The sequence below is a fragment of the Allobosea lathyri genome, from assembly GCF_900108245.1.
In the GTDB taxonomy this organism is placed as follows: Bacteria; Pseudomonadota; Alphaproteobacteria; order Rhizobiales; family Beijerinckiaceae; genus Allobosea; species Allobosea lathyri.
In genome coordinates this window covers 887,845-907,887 of record NZ_FNUY01000001.1, presented here as the reverse complement: position 1 = coordinate 907,887, position 20,043 = coordinate 887,845, and the positions used below count along the sequence as shown (strand labels likewise).

General features: G+C 65.5%; 14 protein-coding genes. 13 read left to right on the top strand and 1 reads right to left on the bottom strand.

The annotated features are described in order from the left end of the window. Positions 1 to 52 precede the first annotated feature (52 nt). From C4S73_RS04115 to C4S73_RS04095, 5 genes are all read left to right on the top strand, one after another. Positions 53 to 289: an Lrp/AsnC ligand binding domain-containing protein gene (locus tag C4S73_RS04115; protein ID WP_038361355.1), complete on the top strand. Its 237-nt coding sequence runs from the start codon at positions 53 to 55 to the stop codon at positions 287 to 289. Positions 290 to 632: 343 nt separating this feature from the next. Continuing rightward, entirely contained in the window at positions 633 to 2,930 is a 2,298-nt protein-coding gene (locus tag C4S73_RS04110; protein WP_103871297.1) for an NADP-dependent malic enzyme, read from the top strand. Positions 2,931 to 2,993: 63 nt separating this feature from the next. Continuing rightward, positions 2,994 to 4,100 (top strand): alpha/beta fold hydrolase, encoded by a 1,107-nt coding sequence (locus tag C4S73_RS04105; protein ID WP_103871135.1) that lies wholly within the window; start codon positions 2,994 to 2,996, stop codon positions 4,098 to 4,100. A 143-nt stretch (positions 4,101 to 4,243) separates the two neighbouring features. Further along, complete coding sequence (locus C4S73_RS04100) at positions 4,244 to 5,845, top strand: peptide ABC transporter substrate-binding protein (RefSeq protein ID WP_103871134.1); 1,602 nt, start codon at positions 4,244 to 4,246, stop codon at positions 5,843 to 5,845. Positions 5,846 to 5,979: 134 nt separating this feature from the next. Further along, on the top strand, positions 5,980 to 6,837 hold the full coding sequence (locus C4S73_RS04095; RefSeq protein ID WP_103871133.1) for a D-amino-acid transaminase: 858 nt from the start codon (positions 5,980 to 5,982) through the stop codon (positions 6,835 to 6,837). 134 nt (positions 6,838 to 6,971) lie between these two features. Here the strand turns inward: C4S73_RS04095 and guaD are convergent, their stop codons facing one another. Beyond that, positions 6,972 to 8,279 (bottom strand): guanine deaminase, encoded by a 1,308-nt coding sequence (guaD, locus tag C4S73_RS04090; RefSeq protein WP_103871132.1) that lies wholly within the window; start codon positions 8,277 to 8,279, stop codon positions 6,972 to 6,974. A 281-nt stretch (positions 8,280 to 8,560) separates the two neighbouring features. On the opposite strand from guaD, the gene C4S73_RS28435 reads away from it, so the two are divergent. From C4S73_RS28435 to C4S73_RS04050, 8 genes are all read left to right on the top strand, one after another. Next, positions 8,561 to 10,165 (top strand): xanthine dehydrogenase small subunit, encoded by a 1,605-nt coding sequence (locus C4S73_RS28435; RefSeq protein ID WP_200827908.1) that lies wholly within the window; start codon positions 8,561 to 8,563, stop codon positions 10,163 to 10,165. Beyond that, positions 10,158 to 12,500 (top strand): xanthine dehydrogenase molybdopterin binding subunit, encoded by a 2,343-nt coding sequence (xdhB, locus tag C4S73_RS04080; RefSeq protein WP_103871131.1) that lies wholly within the window; start codon positions 10,158 to 10,160, stop codon positions 12,498 to 12,500. The genes C4S73_RS28435 and xdhB overlap by 8 nt, the downstream gene beginning before the upstream one ends. A gap of 232 nt (positions 12,501 to 12,732) precedes the next feature. After that, positions 12,733 to 13,599: a xanthine dehydrogenase accessory protein XdhC gene (xdhC, locus tag C4S73_RS04075; protein WP_103871130.1), complete on the top strand. Its 867-nt coding sequence runs from the start codon at positions 12,733 to 12,735 to the stop codon at positions 13,597 to 13,599. Next, a complete protein-coding gene (locus tag C4S73_RS04070; protein WP_103871129.1) occupies positions 13,583 to 15,142 on the top strand; it encodes an ABC transporter ATP-binding protein in 1,560 nt (519 codons plus the stop codon). The genes xdhC and C4S73_RS04070 overlap by 17 nt, the downstream gene beginning before the upstream one ends. Continuing rightward, positions 15,135 to 16,199, top strand: a complete 1,065-nt coding sequence (locus tag C4S73_RS04065; protein WP_103871296.1) for an ABC transporter permease — start codon at positions 15,135 to 15,137, stop codon at positions 16,197 to 16,199. The genes C4S73_RS04070 and C4S73_RS04065 overlap by 8 nt, the downstream gene beginning before the upstream one ends. Before the next feature lie 202 nt (positions 16,200 to 16,401). Further along, on the top strand, positions 16,402 to 17,325 hold the full coding sequence (locus C4S73_RS04060) for an ABC transporter permease (protein ID WP_103871128.1): 924 nt from the start codon (positions 16,402 to 16,404) through the stop codon (positions 17,323 to 17,325). A 29-nt stretch (positions 17,326 to 17,354) separates the two neighbouring features. Further along, on the top strand, positions 17,355 to 18,434 hold the full coding sequence (locus C4S73_RS04055; RefSeq protein WP_103871127.1) for a BMP family ABC transporter substrate-binding protein: 1,080 nt from the start codon (positions 17,355 to 17,357) through the stop codon (positions 18,432 to 18,434). Positions 18,435 to 18,729: 295 nt separating this feature from the next. Then, positions 18,730 to 19,899, top strand: coding sequence for an ABC transporter substrate-binding protein (locus C4S73_RS04050; protein ID WP_103871126.1), 1,170 nt, complete (start codon positions 18,730 to 18,732; stop codon positions 19,897 to 19,899). Positions 19,900 to 20,043: the final 144 nt, after the last annotated feature.

The following is a 20,043-nucleotide window of genomic DNA, read 5'->3' as shown; positions in this document are numbered from 1 at the left end:
TCTTCCGGCGCAGGAGGCTCTATCGAGAACGCAGAGAGTTTCGGAGCGCGCGATGCAGACCTTCTTCGTCGAGATCAAATGCAAGCTCGGCAAGACCTATGAGGTCGCCAGCGAACTGGCTGATCGCGAGATCGCCTCGGAGATCTACTCGACCGCCGGCAATTACGACATCCTGGCGAAATTCCATGTCGCTGCCGATGTCGACATCGGCCATTTCGTCGCACAGAAGGTGCAGTCGATCCCCGAGATCGCCGACACGCACACGATCATCACCTTCAAGGCGTTCTGAGGCGTTCTCTCTGCGGGCCCGAGCGCGAGCCTCGCGCTGCGCGCGCATGCCTCGCGACGGGCCGCCCTTAATGTATCGATTCAACCTCAAAGCCTGAATCGCTTCATCGGGTTACGTGCTCATCTATTTTATCATTTCATTAACCACGTTCTCGCGCGGGCTCACCTTGATACGGGGCAGCGCGCCGGACTCTGCCGAGCTGTGCCGGTGAGGCGACGTCGCGTGGCGCCTTTTCGTTGCGAACGAATGATTGTTGCCGCGCCGATGCTTGACGCCGCTGCCCTTTCCGCGCGACCTCGGCTCGGAATGGGCGCAACGCGCCAGAGTCGGGAGCACGCACGCGATGAAGAGCACCTTGTCCAACGATCTCCGCTCGGGCGCGCTCGTCTACCACCGCCTGCCCAAGCCCGGTAAGATCGAGATTCAGGCGACCAAGCCGCTCGGCAACCAGCGCGATCTCGCGCTCGCCTATTCGCCCGGCGTCGCTGCCGCCTGCGAGGCGATCGTCGACGATCCCGGACAGGCTGCAGAACTGACCTCGCGGCAGAACCTCGTCGCCGTCATCACGAACGGCACGGCCGTGCTTGGCCTTGGTGACATCGGCCCCCTCGCCTCCAAGCCGGTGATGGAGGGCAAGGCCGTCCTCTTCAAGAAATTCGCCGGGATCGACTGTTTCGACATCGAGGTCGAGCAGAAGAACATCGAGAAATTCGTCGAGGTCGTCGCGGCGCTGGAGCCGACTTTCGGCGGCATCAATCTCGAGGACATCAAGGGCCCCGAATGCTTCGAGATCGAGGAGCAGCTCAAGGCCCGGATGCAGATCCCGGTCTTCCATGACGATCAGCACGGCACAGCGATCATCGTCTCCGCTGCGATCCTGAACGGGCTCGACCTTGCGGCCAAGAAGATCGGCGACGTCAAGATCGTCGTCTCGGGCGCCGGCGCGGCGGCGCTGGCCTGCCTCAACCTGCTGGTCGAGCTCGGCGCCTCCCGCTCCAATATCTGGGTCACCGACCTCGAAGGCGTCGTCCACAAGGGCCGCAACACCCTGATGGACCGCTGGAAGGAGGTCTATGCGCAGGAGACCGATGCCCGCACGCTGAACGACGTAATCGAGAACGCCGACGTCTTCCTCGGCCTGTCGGCGGCCGGCGTGCTGAAGCCGGAGATGGCCAAGCGCATGGGCCCCAAGCCGCTGATCCTGGCGCTGGCAAACCCCAATCCCGAGATCACCCCGGAGGACGCGCTGGCAGTGCGCCCGGACGCAATGATCTGCACGGGACGGTCGGACTATCCCAACCAGGTCAACAACGTTCTGTGCTTCCCCTATATCTTCCGGGGCGCGCTCGATGTTCAGGCGACGACGATCAACGAGGCGATGAAGCTCGCAGCCGTGCGCGCCATCGCGGCTTTGGCCCGCGAGGCGACCTCCGACATTGCGGCGCGCGCCTATGGCGGCGAGGCCTCGACCTTCGGCGCGACCTCGCTGATCCCGAACCCGTTCGACCCCCGCCTGATCCTGCGCATTGCTCCGGCAGTCGCGGAAGCCGCCATGGCGACCGGCGTCGCCCGCAAGCCGCTGGTCGATATCGAGGCCTATCGCGAGGATCTGTCGCGCTTCGTCTTCCGCTCGGGTTTCATCATGAAGCCGCTTTTCGCCCAGGCGAAGGCCGACCCCAAGCGCGTGATCTACGCCGAGGGCGAGGATGAGCGCGTGCTGCGCGCCGCCCAGATTGCGCTGGAAGAAGGGCTCGCCATTCCGATCCTGATCGGCCGGCCCAGCGTGATCGAGGCGCGTATCCAGCGCTTCGGCCTGTCGATCCGCCCCGGCGTCGATTTCGAGGTGATCAATCCGGAGGACGATCCGCGCTATCGCGACTACGTCCAGACCTATCTCGACATCGCCGGCCGCCGCGGCGTCACGCCCGAGGCCGCGCGCTCGCTGGTGCGCACCAACAATACAGTGATCGCGGCGCTGGCGGTGGTGCGTGGCGAAGCCGACAGCATGATCACCGGGCTGGAGGGGCGCTTCCTGTCGCGGCTGCGACACATCAAGGACATCATCGGCCTCGCGCCAGGCGTCTGCGACATCTCGGCGATGACCCTGATCATCACCAACAAGGGCGCGTTCTTCCTCGCCGACACCCATATCAAGGACAATCCGACAGCCGAGGAAATCGCCGACATGACCGTGCTGGCGGCCAGCCATGTCGCTCGCTTCGGCATCGAACCCAAGATCGCGCTGCTCTCGCATTCGGATTTCGGGGCGGCCGACACGCCCTCCTCGCTCAAGATGCGCAAGGCGCTGGCGCTCATCCGCGAGCGCGCCCCGGATCTGGAATGCGATGGCGAGATGGAGGCCGATACCGCTCTTCTGCCCTTGATACGCGACCGGGTGCTGCCTTCGTCCACGCTGAAGGGCGTGGCGAACGTGCTGATCTTCCCCAATCTCGACGCCGCCAACATCGCCTATCAGTTCGCCAAGGTGCTGGCGGATGCGCTGCCGGTCGGGCCGATCCTGATCGGCGCGGCCAAGCCCGTGCATATCCTCACCGGCTCGGTCACGGCGCGCGGCGTCGTCAACATGACGGCGGTCGCGGTGGTGGAGGCGCAGGAGCGGGCGGCGTCGGCGACGCCATGACGATCGTCAGCGCGGCCGGCCCGGCCGTCCCGCGATCCTCCTGAGCGCGCCAAGGAGGTCGCGATGCCTGTTGCCCGGATGTTTGCGCGGATCGCGATCCTGGCACTGCTTTTCGTGCCTTTCTATGGCGCGCAGGCTCAGGAGCCCCTGCGGCAGGAGGATACGTTCCTGCGCATCAAGCTCGACCAGCGCGATGTCAGGCTCGAAGCCCTGGTGGTCAGGCCGGAAACCGCGATAGGCCGTTTGCCGCTGGCCTTGATCACGCATGGCAAATCGTCGAGCAGCATCAGCATGGGCGACCTGCGGGCCTCATCCTATGCGACGGTCGCCCGCGACCTCGCGCGGCGCGGCTGGCTCGCCGTCGTCGTGATGCGGCGCGGTTTCGGCCAGTCGGACGGCCCCTTCCCGGCCTCGACCTCCTGCGCGAATCTCGACTTCTCCGCGCGATTCAATACGGATGCAGACGAACTCGAAGGCGCTCTCAAGACATTGCAGCTTCGCGACGATGTCGATCCCGACCGCGTCATCGCAATCGGCGAATCCGCCGGCGGCGCGGCCGTGCTGGCTTTGGCCCAAAGGAAACCGGCGGGCCTGCGCGGCGTCGTCAATGTCGCCGGCGGCTTGAATATCGAGGATTGCGTCGAGACGGCGCGCGATGCGCTCGTCGACGTGGTCAAGAGCTGGCAAAAGCCCGGCGCGCCGCCCCAGCTCTGGATCTACGCCAAAAACGACGAACTGTTTCCGCCCTCTCTGGTCGACCGCATGCGCGCGGCCGCACTCGATGGCGGAGGCAATATCCGCTTCGTCGAGCTGCCCGAGATCAAGCCCACGGGGCATCTGATCTTTCGCAATGGGCAAGCGCGCTTTGTCTGGCTGCGCGAGATGGATGCATCGCTGCGCGCCTGGAACCTACCGACCTGGTCGCCGCTGCGCGCCCGAAAGATCTATGCCGATCTCGGGCTCTCGACTCGTGCCGAGGCCTTCGAGCGCTACTTCGCCGCGCCCGGCGAAAAGGCGATGGCGCTCAGCCGGAGCCGCAAGCAGTTCAATTACTGGTTCGGCAGCGGCTCGCTCGACCTCGCCAAGGAACGCGCGCTGCGCGATTGTGCGAAGGCCGCAACGGACTGCAGCATTGCCTTCGAGAACGACCAGTCGATGCTGCCGGAATGAAGCGCCAGAAGAGGCATGGTAGCCGCACGCAAGAATGACCGGCTCCACGCGTCATTACGCCTTGGCAGGCGCTGAAACACGGGCTCTACTTCATCTGCCGGGCATCGCCTCGTAGCGATTCCCGTCGCGAAGCGGAGGCCTCCATGTTCGACGCAAGACGCCGGGCCGTAACGTGGGCATTTGCCACGCTGCTCGCCCTTTCGAGCGCGGCAACCGCCATGGCGCAGGTCGTGTTCCATCGCGGCAACGACGCCGACCCCGAGACATTGGACGCCCATAAAAGCTCGACGGTGTCGGAGGCGCATCTGCTGCGCGACCTGTCGGAGGGGCTGGTCATCCACAGCATGAAGGGCGAGGTCATCCCCGGCGCCGCCGAGAGCTGGACGATGAGCCCGGACGGCAAGACCTACCGTTTCACGCTCCGGGCCAACGGAAAATGGTCGAACGGCGATCCGGTCACGGCAGCCGATTTCGCCTTCTCGCTGAAGCGGATGATCAATCCGGAAACAGGCGCGAAATATGCGGCCCTCTTCTACCCGATCCTGAACGCCGAGAAGATCAACAAGGCCTCGGAGGGCGCAGGCGTCGACGAGCTCGGCGTCAAGGCGCTCGACGCACGCAACCTCGAAATCACGCTGGAGCGGCCGACCCCCTATTTCCTGGAATTGCTGACGCATCAACTGGCCTTGCCGGTGCATCCGGCCTCCGTTGAAAAACTCGGCAGGGATTTCGTCAGGCCCGAAAACTGGGTCTCGAATGGCGCCTATGTGCTCAAGGAGGACGTGCCGAACTCCCATATCCGGCTGGACAGGAACAAGGCCTTCCACGACGCGGCAGCCGTCAAGATCGACACGGCGATCTACTATCCCTCCTCCGATCTCGTGGCAGCGGCGCGGCGCTTCCAGGCCGGCGAGCTGCATCTCACCACCGACATATCGGTCGATCAGATCAAACAGCTGCGCGAAAAGCTGGGAGATCAGGTCAAGGTCGCGCCCTATCTCGGCACCTATTTCCTGATCCTCAACACCGCGAAGCGCCCGTTCGACGATGTCCGCGTGCGCCGGGCGCTCTCGCTGGCGATAGACCGGGAGTTCATCGCCGATAGGATCTGGGCCGGCACGATGCTGCCGGCCTATGGCATGATCCCGCCGCATATCGGCAATTATGGCGAGCGCGCCGAGGCGGATTTCAAGAACGCATCGATTCTCGACCGCGAGGACGAAGCCCGCAAGCTGCTGGCCGCCGCCGGCTTCGGGCCCGGCGTGCCGCTCCGGCTGGAACTGCGCTACAACACCACCGAAAACAACCGGGGCACGATGGTCGCCATCGCCGACCAATGGAAAGCCGTCGGCGTCGAGACGACGCTGGTCAACACCGACAACAGCACCCATTTCGGCCTGCTGCATTCGGGCCGCGATTTCGACGTCGCGCGCTATGGCTGGATCGGCGACTATTCCGACCCGCAGAACTTTCTTTTCCTGTTCCAGAGCGACAACAAGAGCTTCAACGCCGGCCGATATGACAATCCAAGGTTCGACGCGCTGCTGAAACAGGCTGCCGACGAGATCGATCTGGGCAAGCGTGCCGCCATCCTGCGTGAGGCCGACAGCATATTGGCGATGGAAACGCCCTGGATTCCGCTGATGTACTACACCACCAAGAATCTGGTCTCGCCGAAGCTGGTCGGCTTCGAGCAGAATTTGCGCGGCGCTATCCCGACAAGGTTTCTCAGCCTGAAGCCCTGAGGCTCGATCAAGGACAGCGCCGACATGCGCCCGCCTTGCGTGAGACGCCGATCCGCACCCCGCTTTGGCGCTCGCCTCTCGCCGATGCGTCCGCTAGAAACGGCGCTTCTCCCTGAACCAGCGAGACCGCAGCGATGAGCCGTATTGTCTACGTCAATGGCGCCTACCTCCCGGAAGAAGACGCCAAGATTTCGATCTTCGACCGCGGCTTCATCTTCGGCGACGGCATCTACGAGGTCTCGGCGGTCATCGGCGGAAAGCTCGTCGATTGCGAGGCGCATCTGGCCCGGCTGGAACGCTCCTGCGGCGAAATCCGCCTCGCGCTGCCCTGGTCCAAGGCGGAACTCGTCGCCGTTCACGAGGAACTTATCAAGCGCAATGAACTCGACGAGGGCGGCATCTATCTGCAGGTCTCGCGCGGCGCCTCCGACCGCGACTTCGCCTTTCCCAAGGATGTCGCGCCGACGCTGGTGATGTTCACCCAGGCCCGCAGCTTCGTCGATGCGCCGGGTGCGAAGACCGGCATCAAGGTCGTCACCACGCCGGATCTGCGCTGGGCCCGGCGCGACATCAAGAGCGTCAACCTGCTCGCGCCCGTGCTTGCCAAGCAGTTCGCTGCCGAGAGCGGCGCGCAGGAGGCCTGGCTGATCGAGGACGGTGTTGTCACCGAGGGCGCCTCCTCCACCGCCTGGATCGTCAAGGGCAAGACGCTGATCTCGCGGCCACTCTCGAACAAGGTGCTGCCGGGGATCACGCGCAAGGCGGTGCTCGCCTTCCTCGCGGAATCCGGCTTCACCTTCGAAGAACGCGAATTCACGCTCGAAGAAGCGCTCGACGCCGAGGAAGCCTTCATCACCTCGGCGACCAGCCTGGTCATGCCGGTGACCACGATCGACGGGCACACCATCCATAACGGCGCGCCGGGACCCACCGCCCTGCGCCTGCGTGAGATTTATATCGCCTTCGCGCGGAAAGGTGGCGTTCTCGGGTGAATTGATCCCAGACCCACCACGTCATGCTCGCCCTTGTGGCGAGCATCCACGTCTTGCACACCGCATTCGATAAACGAAGACGTGGATGGTCGGGACAAGCCCGACCATGACGTAGTGGCTCACGGAAACGCCGGTCAGTGGGAGGCAATCGCCTCCCCCGCGACATAGGTCGCCGCCACGTTCCGCTCGTCGCCGAGCGTGACCAGCACGAACAGCTCTTCGGCCAGATCGCGCACCGTCTCCAGCCGGTGCGCCATCGCGCGGGTCGCTGCCGTATCGAGCACAACCACATCGGCCTCATGGCCCGGCTCGAGCGAGCCGACCCAATGGTCGAGCCCGAGCGCAACGGCATTGCCTCGTGTGATCGCGTGCAAGGCCGCGAAGGCGGAGAGCGACTGCCCCTGAAGCTGCAGGATCTTGTAGGCCTCTGCCATCGTCCGCAGCATCGAATAGGAGGTGCCGCCGCCGATATCCGTCGCGACCGCGACTCGCACGCCCTCGCGCCTGGCGCGGTCCCAATCGAACAGCCCCGAGCCCAGGAACAGGTTCGAGGTCGGGCAGAACACCGCCACCGCGCCAGCCTGCGCGAAGGCGCGCCATTCGCGCTTGGTCATGTGGATGCAATGGCCCATCAGGCTCTTGGGGCCGAGCAGGCCGAAATCCTCATAGATGCCGGCATAATCGGCCGCCTTGAGATAGAGCTCGCAAGCGAAGGCGATCTCGGCCTGGTTCTCGTTGATATGGGTCTGGACATGGCAGTCGGGATGTTCCGCCGCCAGCCTGCCCGCCGCTGCGAGCTGTTCCGGCGTCGAGGTCACCGCGAAACGGGGTGTGATCGCGTAGAGCTGGCGGCCCTTGCCGTGCCAGCGCGCGATCAATGCCTTCGAATCAGCGTAGCTGCTCTCGGCGGTATCGGTCAGCGGCTCCGGGGCGTTGCGATCCATCATCACCTTGCCGGCGACCATGCGGGTGTTGCGCCGTTCGGATTCGGCGAAAAAGGCTTGCGCCGATTGCGGATGCACCGAGCAATACACCGCCGCAGTCGTCGTGCCGTTCGCCAGCAATTCATCGAGGAAGAAGCGCGCCAGCTTCTCGGGATGGCCCTGCTGAGCGAGCTTCTGCTCCTCGACGAAGGTGTAGCGGTTCAGCCAATCCATCAGCTGCGCGCCATAGGAGGCGACAACTTGCGTCTGCGGCATATGGATATGGGCGTCGATAAAGCCGGGCATGATCAGATGCGGGCGGTGGTCGACGATTTCGGCTCCCGGCGGTAGCGTGGCAAGCAACTGCGCCGCCTCGCCCACCGACGCGATCAGCCCGTCCGCCATGACCAGCAGACCATCCGCGATATAGCGATACGCCGCGTCGCCGGCCGCATCGGGATCATCCACGAACCAGAGCAGGCGGCCGCGCAGGGCACGAATGGCTTTCGTCTCGCTCACAGCTGATGCTCCGGCTCAAATTCAGGTCATATCTGCACCAAATCAAAGCTTTCGGCCAAGCCTCGATCGTGCCTAATCTGCGGGCATGAATTTCGTTGGCCCATGGTCTTTGGTTCGAGGCGATCATCAATCTGCGCCGTCATCCTGGCCGGAGCGCAGCGCAGCGCCGGGATCCATCGTAACGCTCCGGAGCCCTCCGATGGATCCCGGATCTGCGCTGCTACGCAGCTTGTCCAGGATGACGGGAGCCCACCGAGCAACAGTCCCAGGACATTGTCACCATGCGTGAGACGCTGCGCTTCATCCTGGGTGACAGGCCGGTCGAGATCGCTTCCTGCGATCCGACGCTGTCGGTGCTCGACTGGCTGCGCCTCGACCAGCGCATGACCGGCAGCAAGGAGGGCTGCGCCGAGGGCGATTGCGGAGCCTGTACCGTGGTCGTCGGCAGGCTCGATCGCGGGCAGCTGCGCTATGAGGCGATCAACGCCTGCATCCGCTTCCTGCCGACACTCGACGGCTGCCATCTGCTGACCGTCGAGCATCTGAAGCGCGATGACGGCACGCTCCATCCGGTGCAGCAGGCCATGGTCGATTGCCATGGCTCGCAATGCGGATTCTGCACACCGGGCTTCGTGATGTCGCTGTTCGCGCTCTGGCTGAACGAGGATGCGCCAAGCATTGCGCGCATCGAGGATGCGCTGGCGGGCAATCTCTGCCGCTGCACTGGCTATGAGCCGATCATCGCGGCGGCACAGCGGATGTATCGGCTGAATGCCGGCGAGCGGGAGCATTTCGCGCTCCAGCGTGAGCGGGTCGCGAAGCAACTGGCCGATCTGTGCGACAGCGAGACGCTTGTACTCGATGGTCCGGACGGTCGCTTCCATGCTCCGGCGACGATCGAAGCCCTTGCCGATCTTGTGCTTGATCATCCGCAAGCGACCCTTGTCGCCGGCGCGACCGATGTCGGGCTTTGGGTGACCAAGGACATGCGCCGGCTCGATCCCGTGATCTATCTCGGGCGGATCGAGGAACTGCGGACGATAGGCGACAAGGGCAATCACCTGCGGATCGGCGCTACGGTGAACCATGCCGATGTCCGCGCGGCGCTGGCCGGCCTCTCGCCGCATATCGACGAGTTGATGCGCCGTTTCGGCGGCGAGCAGGTGCGCAATGCCGGCACGATCGGCGGCAATATCGCCAATGGCTCGCCGATCGGCGACCTGCCGCCGGTGCTGATCGCGCTCGGGGCGACGCTGGTGCTGGCACGTTCCGGCCAAACCCTCAGCCCTCATCCTGAGGAGCCGCAAAGCGGCGTCTCGAAGGAGGGTTCCGAGCGCTCTGATGTATCCTTCGAGACGCGATCTGCGATCGCTCCTCAGCATGAGGGCTCGGCTGCGATAGTCCGGCGAGAGCTTCCGCTGGAAGACTTCTTCCTCGACTATCGCAAGCAGGACCGGCGCAAGGGCGAGTTTGTCGAGGCCGTGCTGGTGCCAAGGCTGCCAGCTAAGGCGCTGTTTCATGTCTCGAAGATCTCGAAGCGCTTCGACGAGGATATCTCGGCCATCTGCGGCGCTTTCTTCCTGCGGCGCGGTGCCGACGGCCGGATCAGCGAGGCGCGCCTCGCCTATGGCGGCATGGCCGGCACCCCGAAACGGGCGAAGGCTGCGGAGGCGGCGCTGTTGGGAAAAACATGGGACGAGGCCGCCGTCGACGAGGCGATTGCCGCCCTGCCCCGCGATTTCACCCCGCTCAGCGATATGCGCGCCTCGGCGGAGTATCGGCTCCGGGTCGCGGGAAACCTGCTGCGGCGCTTCCTGATCGAAACGACGCAGCCGATGGTCCAAACCCGCGTCGCGGGCCTGCTGGCGGAGGCAGCCCATGGCTGACGCACGCAAACGGTTGGATCAAGAGACCAGCGCGGGGCCGCTCGGCACGGCCCGCATCCATGATTCCGCGACCAAACATGTCGCGGGCGAGGCTGTGTATATCGACGATGTCGCGGCCCCCGAAGGCCTCGTCCACGCCTATCTCGGCCTGGCGCAGATCGCGCATGGACGTCTACTTTCGCTCGATCTGGAGCCCGTTGGCGTTGCGCCGGGTGTGCTCGCGGTCCTGACTGCGGCCGATATTCCCGGCGCCAACGACATCTCGTCGACCCATCGCCATGACGAGCCGGTCTTCAGCACGGGTGCGATCCTGCATCACGGCCAGCCGCTCTTTGCGGTCATCGCCGAGACCCGCGAGGCAGCGAGGCAGGCGGCAGCGCTGGCCAAAGCGGTCTATGACGAGGCAGCGCCGCTTCTCGACGTCGCGGCGGCGCGCGCCGCGGGCGGCGAACTCGTCACCGACCCGCTGAAACTCGAACGCGGCGATGTCGCTGCTGCCATGGCAGCCAGCCCGCGCCGCCTGAAGGGGTCGATCGCGATCGGCGGACAGGACCATTTCTATCTGGAGGGCCAGATCGCGCTCGCCATTCCCGGCGAGGATCAGGACATGCTGGTGCTGTCCTCGACGCAGCACCCTTCCGAGGTCCAGCACATGGTCGCCGCCGTGCTCGGTGTCGGCTCGCATGCCGTCACCGTCGAGGTCCGGCGCATGGGCGGGGGCTTCGGCGGCAAGGAGACGCAGGCCAATCTCTTCGCCTGCGTCGCGGCGCTGGCGGCCCGCAAGCTCAAGCGCCCGGTGAAGCTCAGGCCAGACCGCGACGACGACATGGTCATCACCGGCAAACGCCATGATTTCGTCTGCGATTACGAGATCGGCTTCGACGATAACGGGCGCATTCTCGCGGTCGACACGGTCTATGGCGCGCGCTGCGGCTGGAATGCCGACCTGTCGGGCCCGGTCACCGACCGCGCGCTGTTCCATATGGATAATTGCTATTTCTATCCGGCAGTGCGCGCCCGCTCCGAGCCGCTGCGCACGCACACGGTCTCCAACACGGCCTTCCGGGGCTTTGGCGGCCCGCAGGGCATGGTCGGGGCCGAGCGCTTCATCGAGGAGGTCGCCTTCGCGACCGGCAAAGACCCGCTCGAAATCCGCCGCCTCAACCTTTATGGCGACGCGGGGCGCGATATCACGCCCTATCACCAGACCGTCGAGGACAATATTGCCGGAGACGTCATCGCCGAGCTGGAGCGGCGTTGCGACTATCGCGCCCGGCAGATGGCGATCCGCGAGGCGAATGCCGCAAGCCCGATCGTCAAGCGCGGCATCGCGCTGACACCGGTCAAGTTCGGCATCTCCTTCACCGCAACCTGGTTCAACCAGGCCGGCGCGCTTGTGCATGTCTATACCGACGGCACGGTGGCGCTGAACCATGGCGGCACCGAGATGGGCCAGGGGCTCTATATCAAGGTCGCCCAGGTGGTGGCGCAGTCCTTCGGCATCGACCTCGAACAGATCAAGATCACCGCCACCACGACGGGAAAGGTGCCCAATACATCTGCGACCGCGGCGTCCTCGGGCTCCGACCTGAATGGCATGGCGGCGCTCGACGCCTGCGAGACGATCAAGGCGCGGCTCGTCGCCTTCGCGGCCAAGCACTGGCAGGAGCGGCCCGACGACATTGCCTTCCTGCCGGGCCGCATCCGCATCGGCGCGCGCGAGGTCGCGTTCAAAGAGCTGATCGCGGCGGCCTATATGGCTCGCGTCCAGCTCTCGGCGACCGGCTTCTACGCGACGCCGAAGATCCACTGGGACCGCAAGGCCGGGCGCGGCCATCCGTTCTACTATTTCGCCTATGGCGCAGCCGCTGCAGAGGTCGCGATCGACACGCTGACCGGCGAATACAAGGTCGAGCGCGTCGACATCCTGCATGATTGCGGGACCTCGATGAACCCGGCGATCGACAGGGGCCAGATCGAAGGCGGCTTCATCCAGGGCATGGGCTGGCTGACGACCGAGGAACTGGTCTGGGACGAGAAGGGCCGGCTCAAGACGCATGCGCCCTCGACCTACAAGATCCCCGTCGCTTCCGACCGCCCGCGCATCTTCAATGTGGACTTGCTGGAGAATGCGCCCAACCGCGAGCCGACGATCGGCCGCTCGAAAGCTGTCGGCGAGCCGCCGCTGATGCTGGCGATCAGCGTGCTGCATGCACTGTCGGACGCGGTCGCCAGCGTCGGCGGGCACCGGGTGTGCCCGCGTCTCGACACGCCCGCGACGCCCGAGCGGGTGCTCGAGGCGGTCGAGCGGGTAAGGGCGGAGGCGGCGTCATGAGTGCCGCTTGCCAAATCAAGGCCCCTGCAAAAATCAGGCGCCGGGAACCCTCCCCCATAGGGAGCGGGCAGGGTGAGGGGGCGGCCGTTGAAAGCTTCGGCCGTGACCTCACGGCGGCATCCCTGCAGCGCCCTCACGCAACTGGTCGTGGGGCCGACACCTCACCCCTGCCCCTCTCCTTGCAGGAGAGGGGTTCCCCGTGCCTTTACAGCTCAGCCGGTGGAGGTGGGTCATGACGCTCTCCGCATTTCTCGAACGCCATCTGCGCTCGGGCGTCATCCTCGTGCTGATCGAGCGAGCACAGGGCTCCACCCCTCGCGAGGCCGGCGCAACCATGGCGGTGAGCCCCGGCGCCAGCGCCGGCACTATCGGCGGCGGACAGCTTGAATTCCACTGCACAGACATCGCCCGCGAGATGCTGGCGAATGGCGTGAGCGAAAAACACCTCGACATCCCGCTCGGCCCGCAGATGGGCCAATGTTGCGGCGGCCGGGTCGGCGTTCGGCTGCAACGCGCCGATGCTGCGGCGCTGGCCATGCTGGCGGCGAGCGAGATGGCCCAGGCCGTCGCGCGGCGCCCGGTGATGATCTTCGGGGCCGGGCATACGGGGCGCGCACTCGCGCATGCGCTCGCTCCCCTGCCCTTCGCGGTCACCTTGACCGATGATCGCGACGACGTCCTTGGCGGCCTCCCGACTAAGATCACCTGCGTGCGCATGGCCGATCCCGTGCAGGCAGTCGAGCGCGCGGCAGCCGGAACGGCCTTCGTCATCCTGACCCACAGCCACGCTCTCGACTACCGGCTGACGGAAGCTGCGCTGGCGCGCGGCGACGCGACTTATGTCGGCATGATCGGCTCCGGCACGAAGCGGGCGCGCTTCGAGGCCAGCTTTCTGCGCAGCGGGGGGCGGCCGGATGCGCTTGCTCGCCTGACCTGCCCGATCGGGGCTGCGGATGTGGACGACAAGCGTCCGGAGGTGATAGCGGCCTTGACGGCAGCCGAGCTGGTGCGGAGCTTGCTTGCTCACAAATCGGCGTCTTCACTAGAGAAGGCGGCTATCGCATCGGGGAGACGGGCCGGCCATGACGCAGCCGCTTGAGCGCAACGGTCCGCCGCGGCTGGCGCTCGCCCATGTCTCCAAGAGCTTTCCCGGCGTAAAGGCGAACGAGGACATCAGCCTCAGCGTCCGGCCCGGCGAAATCCACGCGCTGCTCGGCGAAAACGGAGCGGGCAAGTCGACCCTGGTGAAGATCATCTACGGCGTGCAGCAGGCCGATGAGGGTTCGATCGCCTGGGATGGCCAGCAGGTGTCGATCCCCTCTCCCAAGGCGGCGCGCCGGCTCGGCATCGGCATGGTGTTCCAGCATTTCTCGCTGTTCGACGCGATGACGGTGATCGAGAATATCGCGCTGGGGCTCGACGAAGCCGTGGATCGCGATGAGCTGAAGCGCCGCGTCGCGGCCGTGCTCGACAGCTATTCCCTGCCGCTCGATCCCGAGCGCGAGGTGCATACATTGTCGGTCGGCGAGCGCCAGCGCATCGAGATCGTTCGGTGCCTGCTGCAGAAGCCGAAGCTCCTGATCATGGACGAGCCGACCTCGGTGCTGACGCCCCAAGAGGTCGAGCGGCTGTTCGAGACACTGCGGCAGATTGCCGGCCAGGGCTGCGCGATCCTCTATATCAGCCACAAACTCCACGAGATCAAAGCGCTGTGCGACAGCGCCACGATCCTGCGCGGCGGGCGCGTGGTCGCGACCTGCGACCCCAAAGCCGAGACGACCCAGCGCATGGCCGAGCTGATGATCGGGGCCGAATTGCGCCAGATCGAGCATAGCGCCGGCGCCGGCGCCGGGGCCGTGCGGCTCAGCGTTGCCGGCCTGTCCCTGGCAGGCGAGCCTCCCTTTGGTACGGACCTTAAGCAGGTCGGTTTCGAAGCGCGCGCCGGTGAGATCCTCGGCATTGCCGGTGTCGCGGGGAACGGCCAGGCCGAGCTTCTGACGGCGCTGTCGGGCGAGCGGCTGGCCGAGAGAAACGACGCCATCCTGCTCGACGGCAAGCCCATCGGGCAGATCGGCGCAGGACCACGCCGGGCGCTCGGCCTCGCCTGCGTGCCCGAAGAGCGCAACGGCCATGCCGCGGTGCCGGATTTCTCGCTCGCCGACAACAGCGTGCTCACCGCGCGCCACCGCCTGCCACTAGCGCCCTTCGGCTTCATCAGCCAAAGCGACGTGAAGCGCTTTTCCGACGCCGTGATCAAACGCTTCGACGTGCGAACTACGGGGACGAGCGCGCTTGCCCGCTCGCTCTCGGGCGGGAACCTGCAGAAATTCATCATGGGCCGTGAGATTGGCCAGCAACCCTCGGTGCTCGTCGTCTCGCAGCCGACCTGGGGCGTCGATGCGGGCGCCGCCGCCGCGATCCGGCAGGAACTCGTCGATCTCGCTGCCAAGGGCTCGGCAGTGGTGGTGATCTCGCAGGATCTCGACGAACTGCTCGAACTCGCCGACCGGCTCTGCGTCATCAATGAGGGCCGGCTGTCCGTGCCCCGGCCGATCGCAAGCCTGAGCATCAAGGAGATCGGCCTGATGATGGGCGGGGTACATGGCACGGCCCCGGGCAGCGGAGCCGCCGCTCATGCTTGAATGGCGCCGCCGCCGCGAGCCGAGCACGCTGATGCTGGGCTTAAGCCCGCTGATCGCGATCGGGCTGACGATGCTGATCGGCATGCTCGTCTTCACCGCGATGGGTTATGACGGCTTCCATGCCGTGCGCGACATCTTCCTGACCCCATTCCTCGAACCGCAGCGCTGGCCCGACCTTGGCGTCAAGGCGGCGCCGCTGGTGATGATCGCGCTTGGCCTCGCCATCGGCTTCCGCGCCAATGTCTGGAACATCGGGGCCGAAGGCCAGTACGTCATGGGCGCAATCGCCGGCACCGGCGTGGCGCTGGCGACGCATGGCATGAGCGGCTGGTGGATTTTGCCCGCGATGGCGCTGGGCGGCATCGTCGGCGGCATGGCCTGGGCCGCGATGCCTGCCCTGTTGCGCGTAAAGCTGCAGGTCAGCGAAATCCTGACCAGCCTGATGCTGACCTATGTCGCGGTGCAGGTGCTGTATTTTCTCGTGCGTGGCCCCTGGAAGGACCCCGAGGGCTTCAATTTTCCGCAGACCCGGATGTTCACGGCCGACCAGACCCTGCCCATCGTGATCCCGGAATCCCTCGTCCATCTCGGCATTCCCCTGGCGCTCGTCATCGCCGTCATCGCCTGGCTGCTGATGGAGAAGACGACCGCCGGCTATGCGGTCAAGGTCGTCGGCCTCGCTCCGGCGGCGGCACGGCATGGCGGCTTCAACGCCGACACGGTCACCTGGGCGACATTGCTCGCCAGCGGCGGGCTGGCCGGCCTCGCCGGCCTGTTCGAGGCGGCGGGCCCCTTCGGTCAACTCACCCCGCAGTTTCCGACGGGCTACGGCTTCACCGCGATCATCGTCGCGTTTCTGGGCCGGCTGAATCCGATCGGCATCGTTTTTGGCGGCATCGTGCTGGCGGCGACCTATGTCGGCGGCGAGATCGCGCAGACCACGGTGCGGCTACCGCAGGCGGCGACGGGGATGTTCCAGGCGCTGCTGCTGTTCATGCTGCTGGCAACGGACGTGCTGGTGCGGTTTCGGATAGGGTGGCGGGGGAGGACGGCGTGAGCACTGGCACGAGCACCTCGGAAGTTTCGCATCACCTGCCAACACCCGCATCGTCATCCCGGACAAGCGGCGCAGCCGCGCAGATCCGGGATCCATCGGAGGGCTCCTGCGCTCTACGATGGATCCCGGATCTCCGCTTCGCTGCGTCCGGGATGACGGCGCGAATGTTGAGATGCAACGTGCCCTCCTGGGGGGCACTCCCATGACCTCCGCCATACTCGTCTCGATCCTGATGACGCTGGTCGCGGCCTCGACCCCGATCCTGCTGGCGGCGTTGGGTGAACTCGTCGTCGAAAAGTCCGGCGTGCTCAATCTTGGCGTCGAGGGGATGATGCTGTGCGGCGCGGTCGCGGGTTTTGCCGTCGCCTTCTCGACCGGCAGCACGGGTTTGGGACTGGTCGCAGCCGCCATCGCCGGCATCGCGACTGCGATGGTCTTCGCGGTGCTGACGCTGAGCCTGACCGCAAATCAGGTCGCAACGGGGCTTGCCCTGACGATCTTCGGCGTCGGTGCATCCTCGCTGATCGGGGCCGGTTTCGTCGGCAAGACGATCACGCGACTCGGGCCGGTTTTCCCCGAAAGCCTGTCAGGCCATCCCTGGCTGCGCGCCGTCTTCGGCCATGACATCGTCGTCTATCTCTCGCTGGCGCTCGTCTTCGGCGTCGGCTTCTTCCTGCGCCGGACGCGGGCCGGGTTGATCCTGCGCGCAGTCGGCGAGAACGATGCCTCGGCGCACGCCATCGGCTATCCCGTCATCGCCATACGCTATGGCGCGATCGCTTTTGGCGGGGCGCTCGCCGGGCTGGGCGGCGCCTATTTCTCGCTGGCGCTGACGCCGATGTGGGCAGACCGGCTGACCGCCGGCAGAGGCTGGATCGCGCTGGCGCTAGTCGTCTTCGCGGCATGGAAGCCGGGGCGCCTTTTGCTCGGAGCCTATCTGTTCGGAGCGGTCATGACGCTCGAACTGCAGGCCAAGGCTGCCGGCGTCACCTGGCTCGCGCCCGAGCTTCTGGCGACCGCCCCCTACCTTGCGACGATTGCGGTTCTGACCATGATGTCGCTAGGACGGAAGACCGGCCGGCTCGATGCGCCGGCTTGCCTCGGCAAACCTTTCTCGGCGTCGTGACGCCGCCACGCATTCAAGGGGAGACCACCATGACCTCGATCATCACCCGCCGCCGGATGACCTTTGGCGCGGCAGCGGCGTCGGCTCTGCCGCTGCTCGGTCGGGGCGCCCAGGCGCAGGCGCCGCTCGGCGTCGGCTTCGTCTATGTCGGCCCGATTGGCGACCATGGCTACACCTGGACCCATGACCAGGGCCGGCTGGCGCTCGAAAAGGAATATGGCGCCAAGATCAAGACCAGCTTCATCGAGAACGTCGCCGAGGGGCCCGACGCAGCACGCGCCATCCGCCAGCTCGCCCAGGCCGGCAACCAGCTCATCTTCGCCACCTCCTTCGGCTTCATGAACCCGACCATCCAGGTCGCGAAGCAGTTCCCGAAGATCAAGTTCGAGCATGCCACCGGCTATCAGCGCGCCGAGAACGTCGCGACCTACAATGCCCGCTTCTATGAAGGCCGGGCCGTGATCGGGACGATTGCCGGACACATGTCGAAGTCGGGCCAGGCCGGCTATGTCGCCTCCTTCCCCATCCCCGAGGTGGTGATGGGCATCAACGCCTTCCATCTGGCGGCCAGGAAGGTGAATCCGAACTTCAAGACCAAGGTGATCTGGGCCTCGACCTGGTACGACCCGGCCAAGGAAGCCGACGCCGCCAAGGCGCTGATCGACCAGGGCGCGGACATGATTACCCAGCACACCGACTCCGCCGCCCCCCTGCAGGCGGCCGAGCAGCGCGGCGTCTTCGCCTTCGGACAGGCCTCGGACATGAGCGCCTTCGCGCCGAAGGCCCATCTGACCGCGATCGTCGACGACTGGTCGGGCTACTACATCAAGCGCGTCAAGGAGGTCATGGACGGCACCTGGAAGACCGGCGACGTCTGGGGCGGCCTCAAGGAAGGCATGGTCAGGATGGCGCCCTTCAACCCCGCGATGACGCCGGCCGCGCGCGCCGCCGCCGAAGAGCTCGTCAAGGGCATTACGGCCGGCACCCTCCACCCCTTCACCGGCGAGTTGAAGGATCAGAAGGGCGAGGTGCGTGTGAAAGCGGGCGAAACCGCTTCCGACGAGATCCTGTCCAAGATGGACTGGTATGTCGACGGCGTGCAGGCGTGAGGACCGGTCTTCGTCATGGTCGGGCTTGACCCGACCATCTCGGAAACCAGCTGACTGGTCATGAGATTCTCGGGCCAAGCCCGAGAATGACCTCTTCTGATGGATCCCGGATCAGCGCAGCCGCGCCGCTTGTCCGGGATGACGGGCGGAGGATCCGACGGTTGAAAATTCTTGCGCCGTAACCCCTTGCAGATATTTTAAGCTTGAAACAATATACCCTCATCGCGTGGTCAAGGAGGTTGAGGGACCTCCGCTGCGCAGCCGCATTCTCGCTCGTCCCGGGAGGACCTTCGACATGACACTCAAATTCACCCTGTCGCTCAGTGCCGGCCTGCTCGCGCTCGGCGTTGCCGGCGCGCAGGCGCAGGAGCCGATGAAGATCGGCGTCGTCAGCGTGTTGACCGGGCCCGGCGCAGCGCTCGGCCAGCAGGTGCGCGACGGCTTCCAGCTCGCGGTCGACAAGAACGGCGGCAAGCTTGGTGGCTTAGCCGTGCAGATCACCGTGATCGACGACGAGCTCAAGCCCGACGTTGCCGTCGGCAAGGTCCGCAGCTTCGTCGAGGGCGGCAAGGTCGACTTCGTCGTCGGCCCGGTGTTCTCCAACATCCTCGGCGCCATCGCCAAGCCGGTGCTGGACTCGGGCGCCTTCCTGATCAGCCCCAATGCCGGCCCGTCGACCATGGCGGGCAAGGCCTGCAACCAGAATTTCTTCGTGACCTCCTACCAGAACGATCAGGTCCACGAGGTTCTCGGCAAATACGCGCAGGATCAGGGCTACAAGCGCGCCTACATCATCGCGCCGAACTATCAGGCGGGTAAGGACTCGCTGGCGGGCTTCAAGAACTACTTCAAGGGCGAGATCGTCGACGAGGTCTATGCGCCGCTGACCTCGATGGACTTCGCCTCCGACATCGCCAAGATCGCCTCGACCAAGCCCGACGTGGTCTTCGCCTTCCTGCCGGGCGGGCTCGGCGTCAACTTCGTCAAGCAGTGGTCGCAGGCTGGCCTGCAGGGCAAGATCCCGTTCCTCTCGGCCTTCACGGTCGACGAATCCACCCTGCCGGCCCAGCAGGATGCGGCGGTCGGCCTGTTCGGCGGCATGACCTGGGCCCCGAACATGGACAACCCGCAGACCAAGAAATTCGTCGCGGATTATGAAGCCGCCTACAAGATCGTGCCGGGCTCCTATGCCCAGCAGGCCTATGACGCCGCCATGCTGATCGATTCGGCCGTCAAGGCGGCGGGTGGCACGGGCGACAAGGACAAGCTGCGCGCCGCGCTCAAGAAGGCCGATTTCACCTCCCTGCGCGGCAAGTTCAAGTTCAACACCAATGGCTACCCGATCCAGGACTTCTATCTGGTCAAGGTCGCCAAGCGCGCCGACGGCAAGTTCCAGACCGAGATCGCGCAGAAGGTGTTCACGGACTATGCCGATCCGCACGCGAAGGATTGCGCGCTGAAGTGACCCGCTGAACCGCGGGGAACCCCTCTCCTGTAAGGAGAGGGGCAGGGGTGAGGTGTAGGCCGTTCGACCAGTTGCGCACCAAGAAGCAACGGATCGGCGGGCCGGAATCACCCCAAGCGTCCAAGGGCCTACCCCTCACCCTGC

Coding starts and splice junctions, on each gene's coding strand:
- C4S73_RS04100 (WP_103871134.1), top strand. CDS start 4,244: ATGTTCGACGCAAGACGCCGGGCCGTAACGTGGGCATTTGCCACGCTG.
- C4S73_RS04050 (WP_103871126.1), top strand. CDS start 18,730: ATGACACTCAAATTCACCCTGTCGCTCAGTGCCGGCCTGCTCGCGCTC.
- C4S73_RS04110 (WP_103871297.1), top strand. CDS start 633: ATGAAGAGCACCTTGTCCAACGATCTCCGCTCGGGCGCGCTCGTCTAC.
- xdhC (WP_103871130.1), top strand. CDS start 12,733: ATGACGCTCTCCGCATTTCTCGAACGCCATCTGCGCTCGGGCGTCATC.
- C4S73_RS04055 (WP_103871127.1), top strand. CDS start 17,355: ATGACCTCGATCATCACCCGCCGCCGGATGACCTTTGGCGCGGCAGCG.
- xdhB (WP_103871131.1), top strand. CDS start 10,158: ATGGCTGACGCACGCAAACGGTTGGATCAAGAGACCAGCGCGGGGCCG.
- C4S73_RS04115 (WP_038361355.1), top strand. CDS start 53: ATGCAGACCTTCTTCGTCGAGATCAAATGCAAGCTCGGCAAGACCTAT.
- C4S73_RS04105 (WP_103871135.1), top strand. CDS start 2,994: ATGCCTGTTGCCCGGATGTTTGCGCGGATCGCGATCCTGGCACTGCTT.
- C4S73_RS04065 (WP_103871296.1), top strand. CDS start 15,135: ATGCTTGAATGGCGCCGCCGCCGCGAGCCGAGCACGCTGATGCTGGGC.
- C4S73_RS04095 (WP_103871133.1), top strand. CDS start 5,980: ATGAGCCGTATTGTCTACGTCAATGGCGCCTACCTCCCGGAAGAAGAC.
- C4S73_RS04070 (WP_103871129.1), top strand. CDS start 13,583: ATGACGCAGCCGCTTGAGCGCAACGGTCCGCCGCGGCTGGCGCTCGCC.
- C4S73_RS28435 (WP_200827908.1), top strand. CDS start 8,561: ATGCGTGAGACGCTGCGCTTCATCCTGGGTGACAGGCCGGTCGAGATC.
- C4S73_RS04060 (WP_103871128.1), top strand. CDS start 16,402: ATGACCTCCGCCATACTCGTCTCGATCCTGATGACGCTGGTCGCGGCC.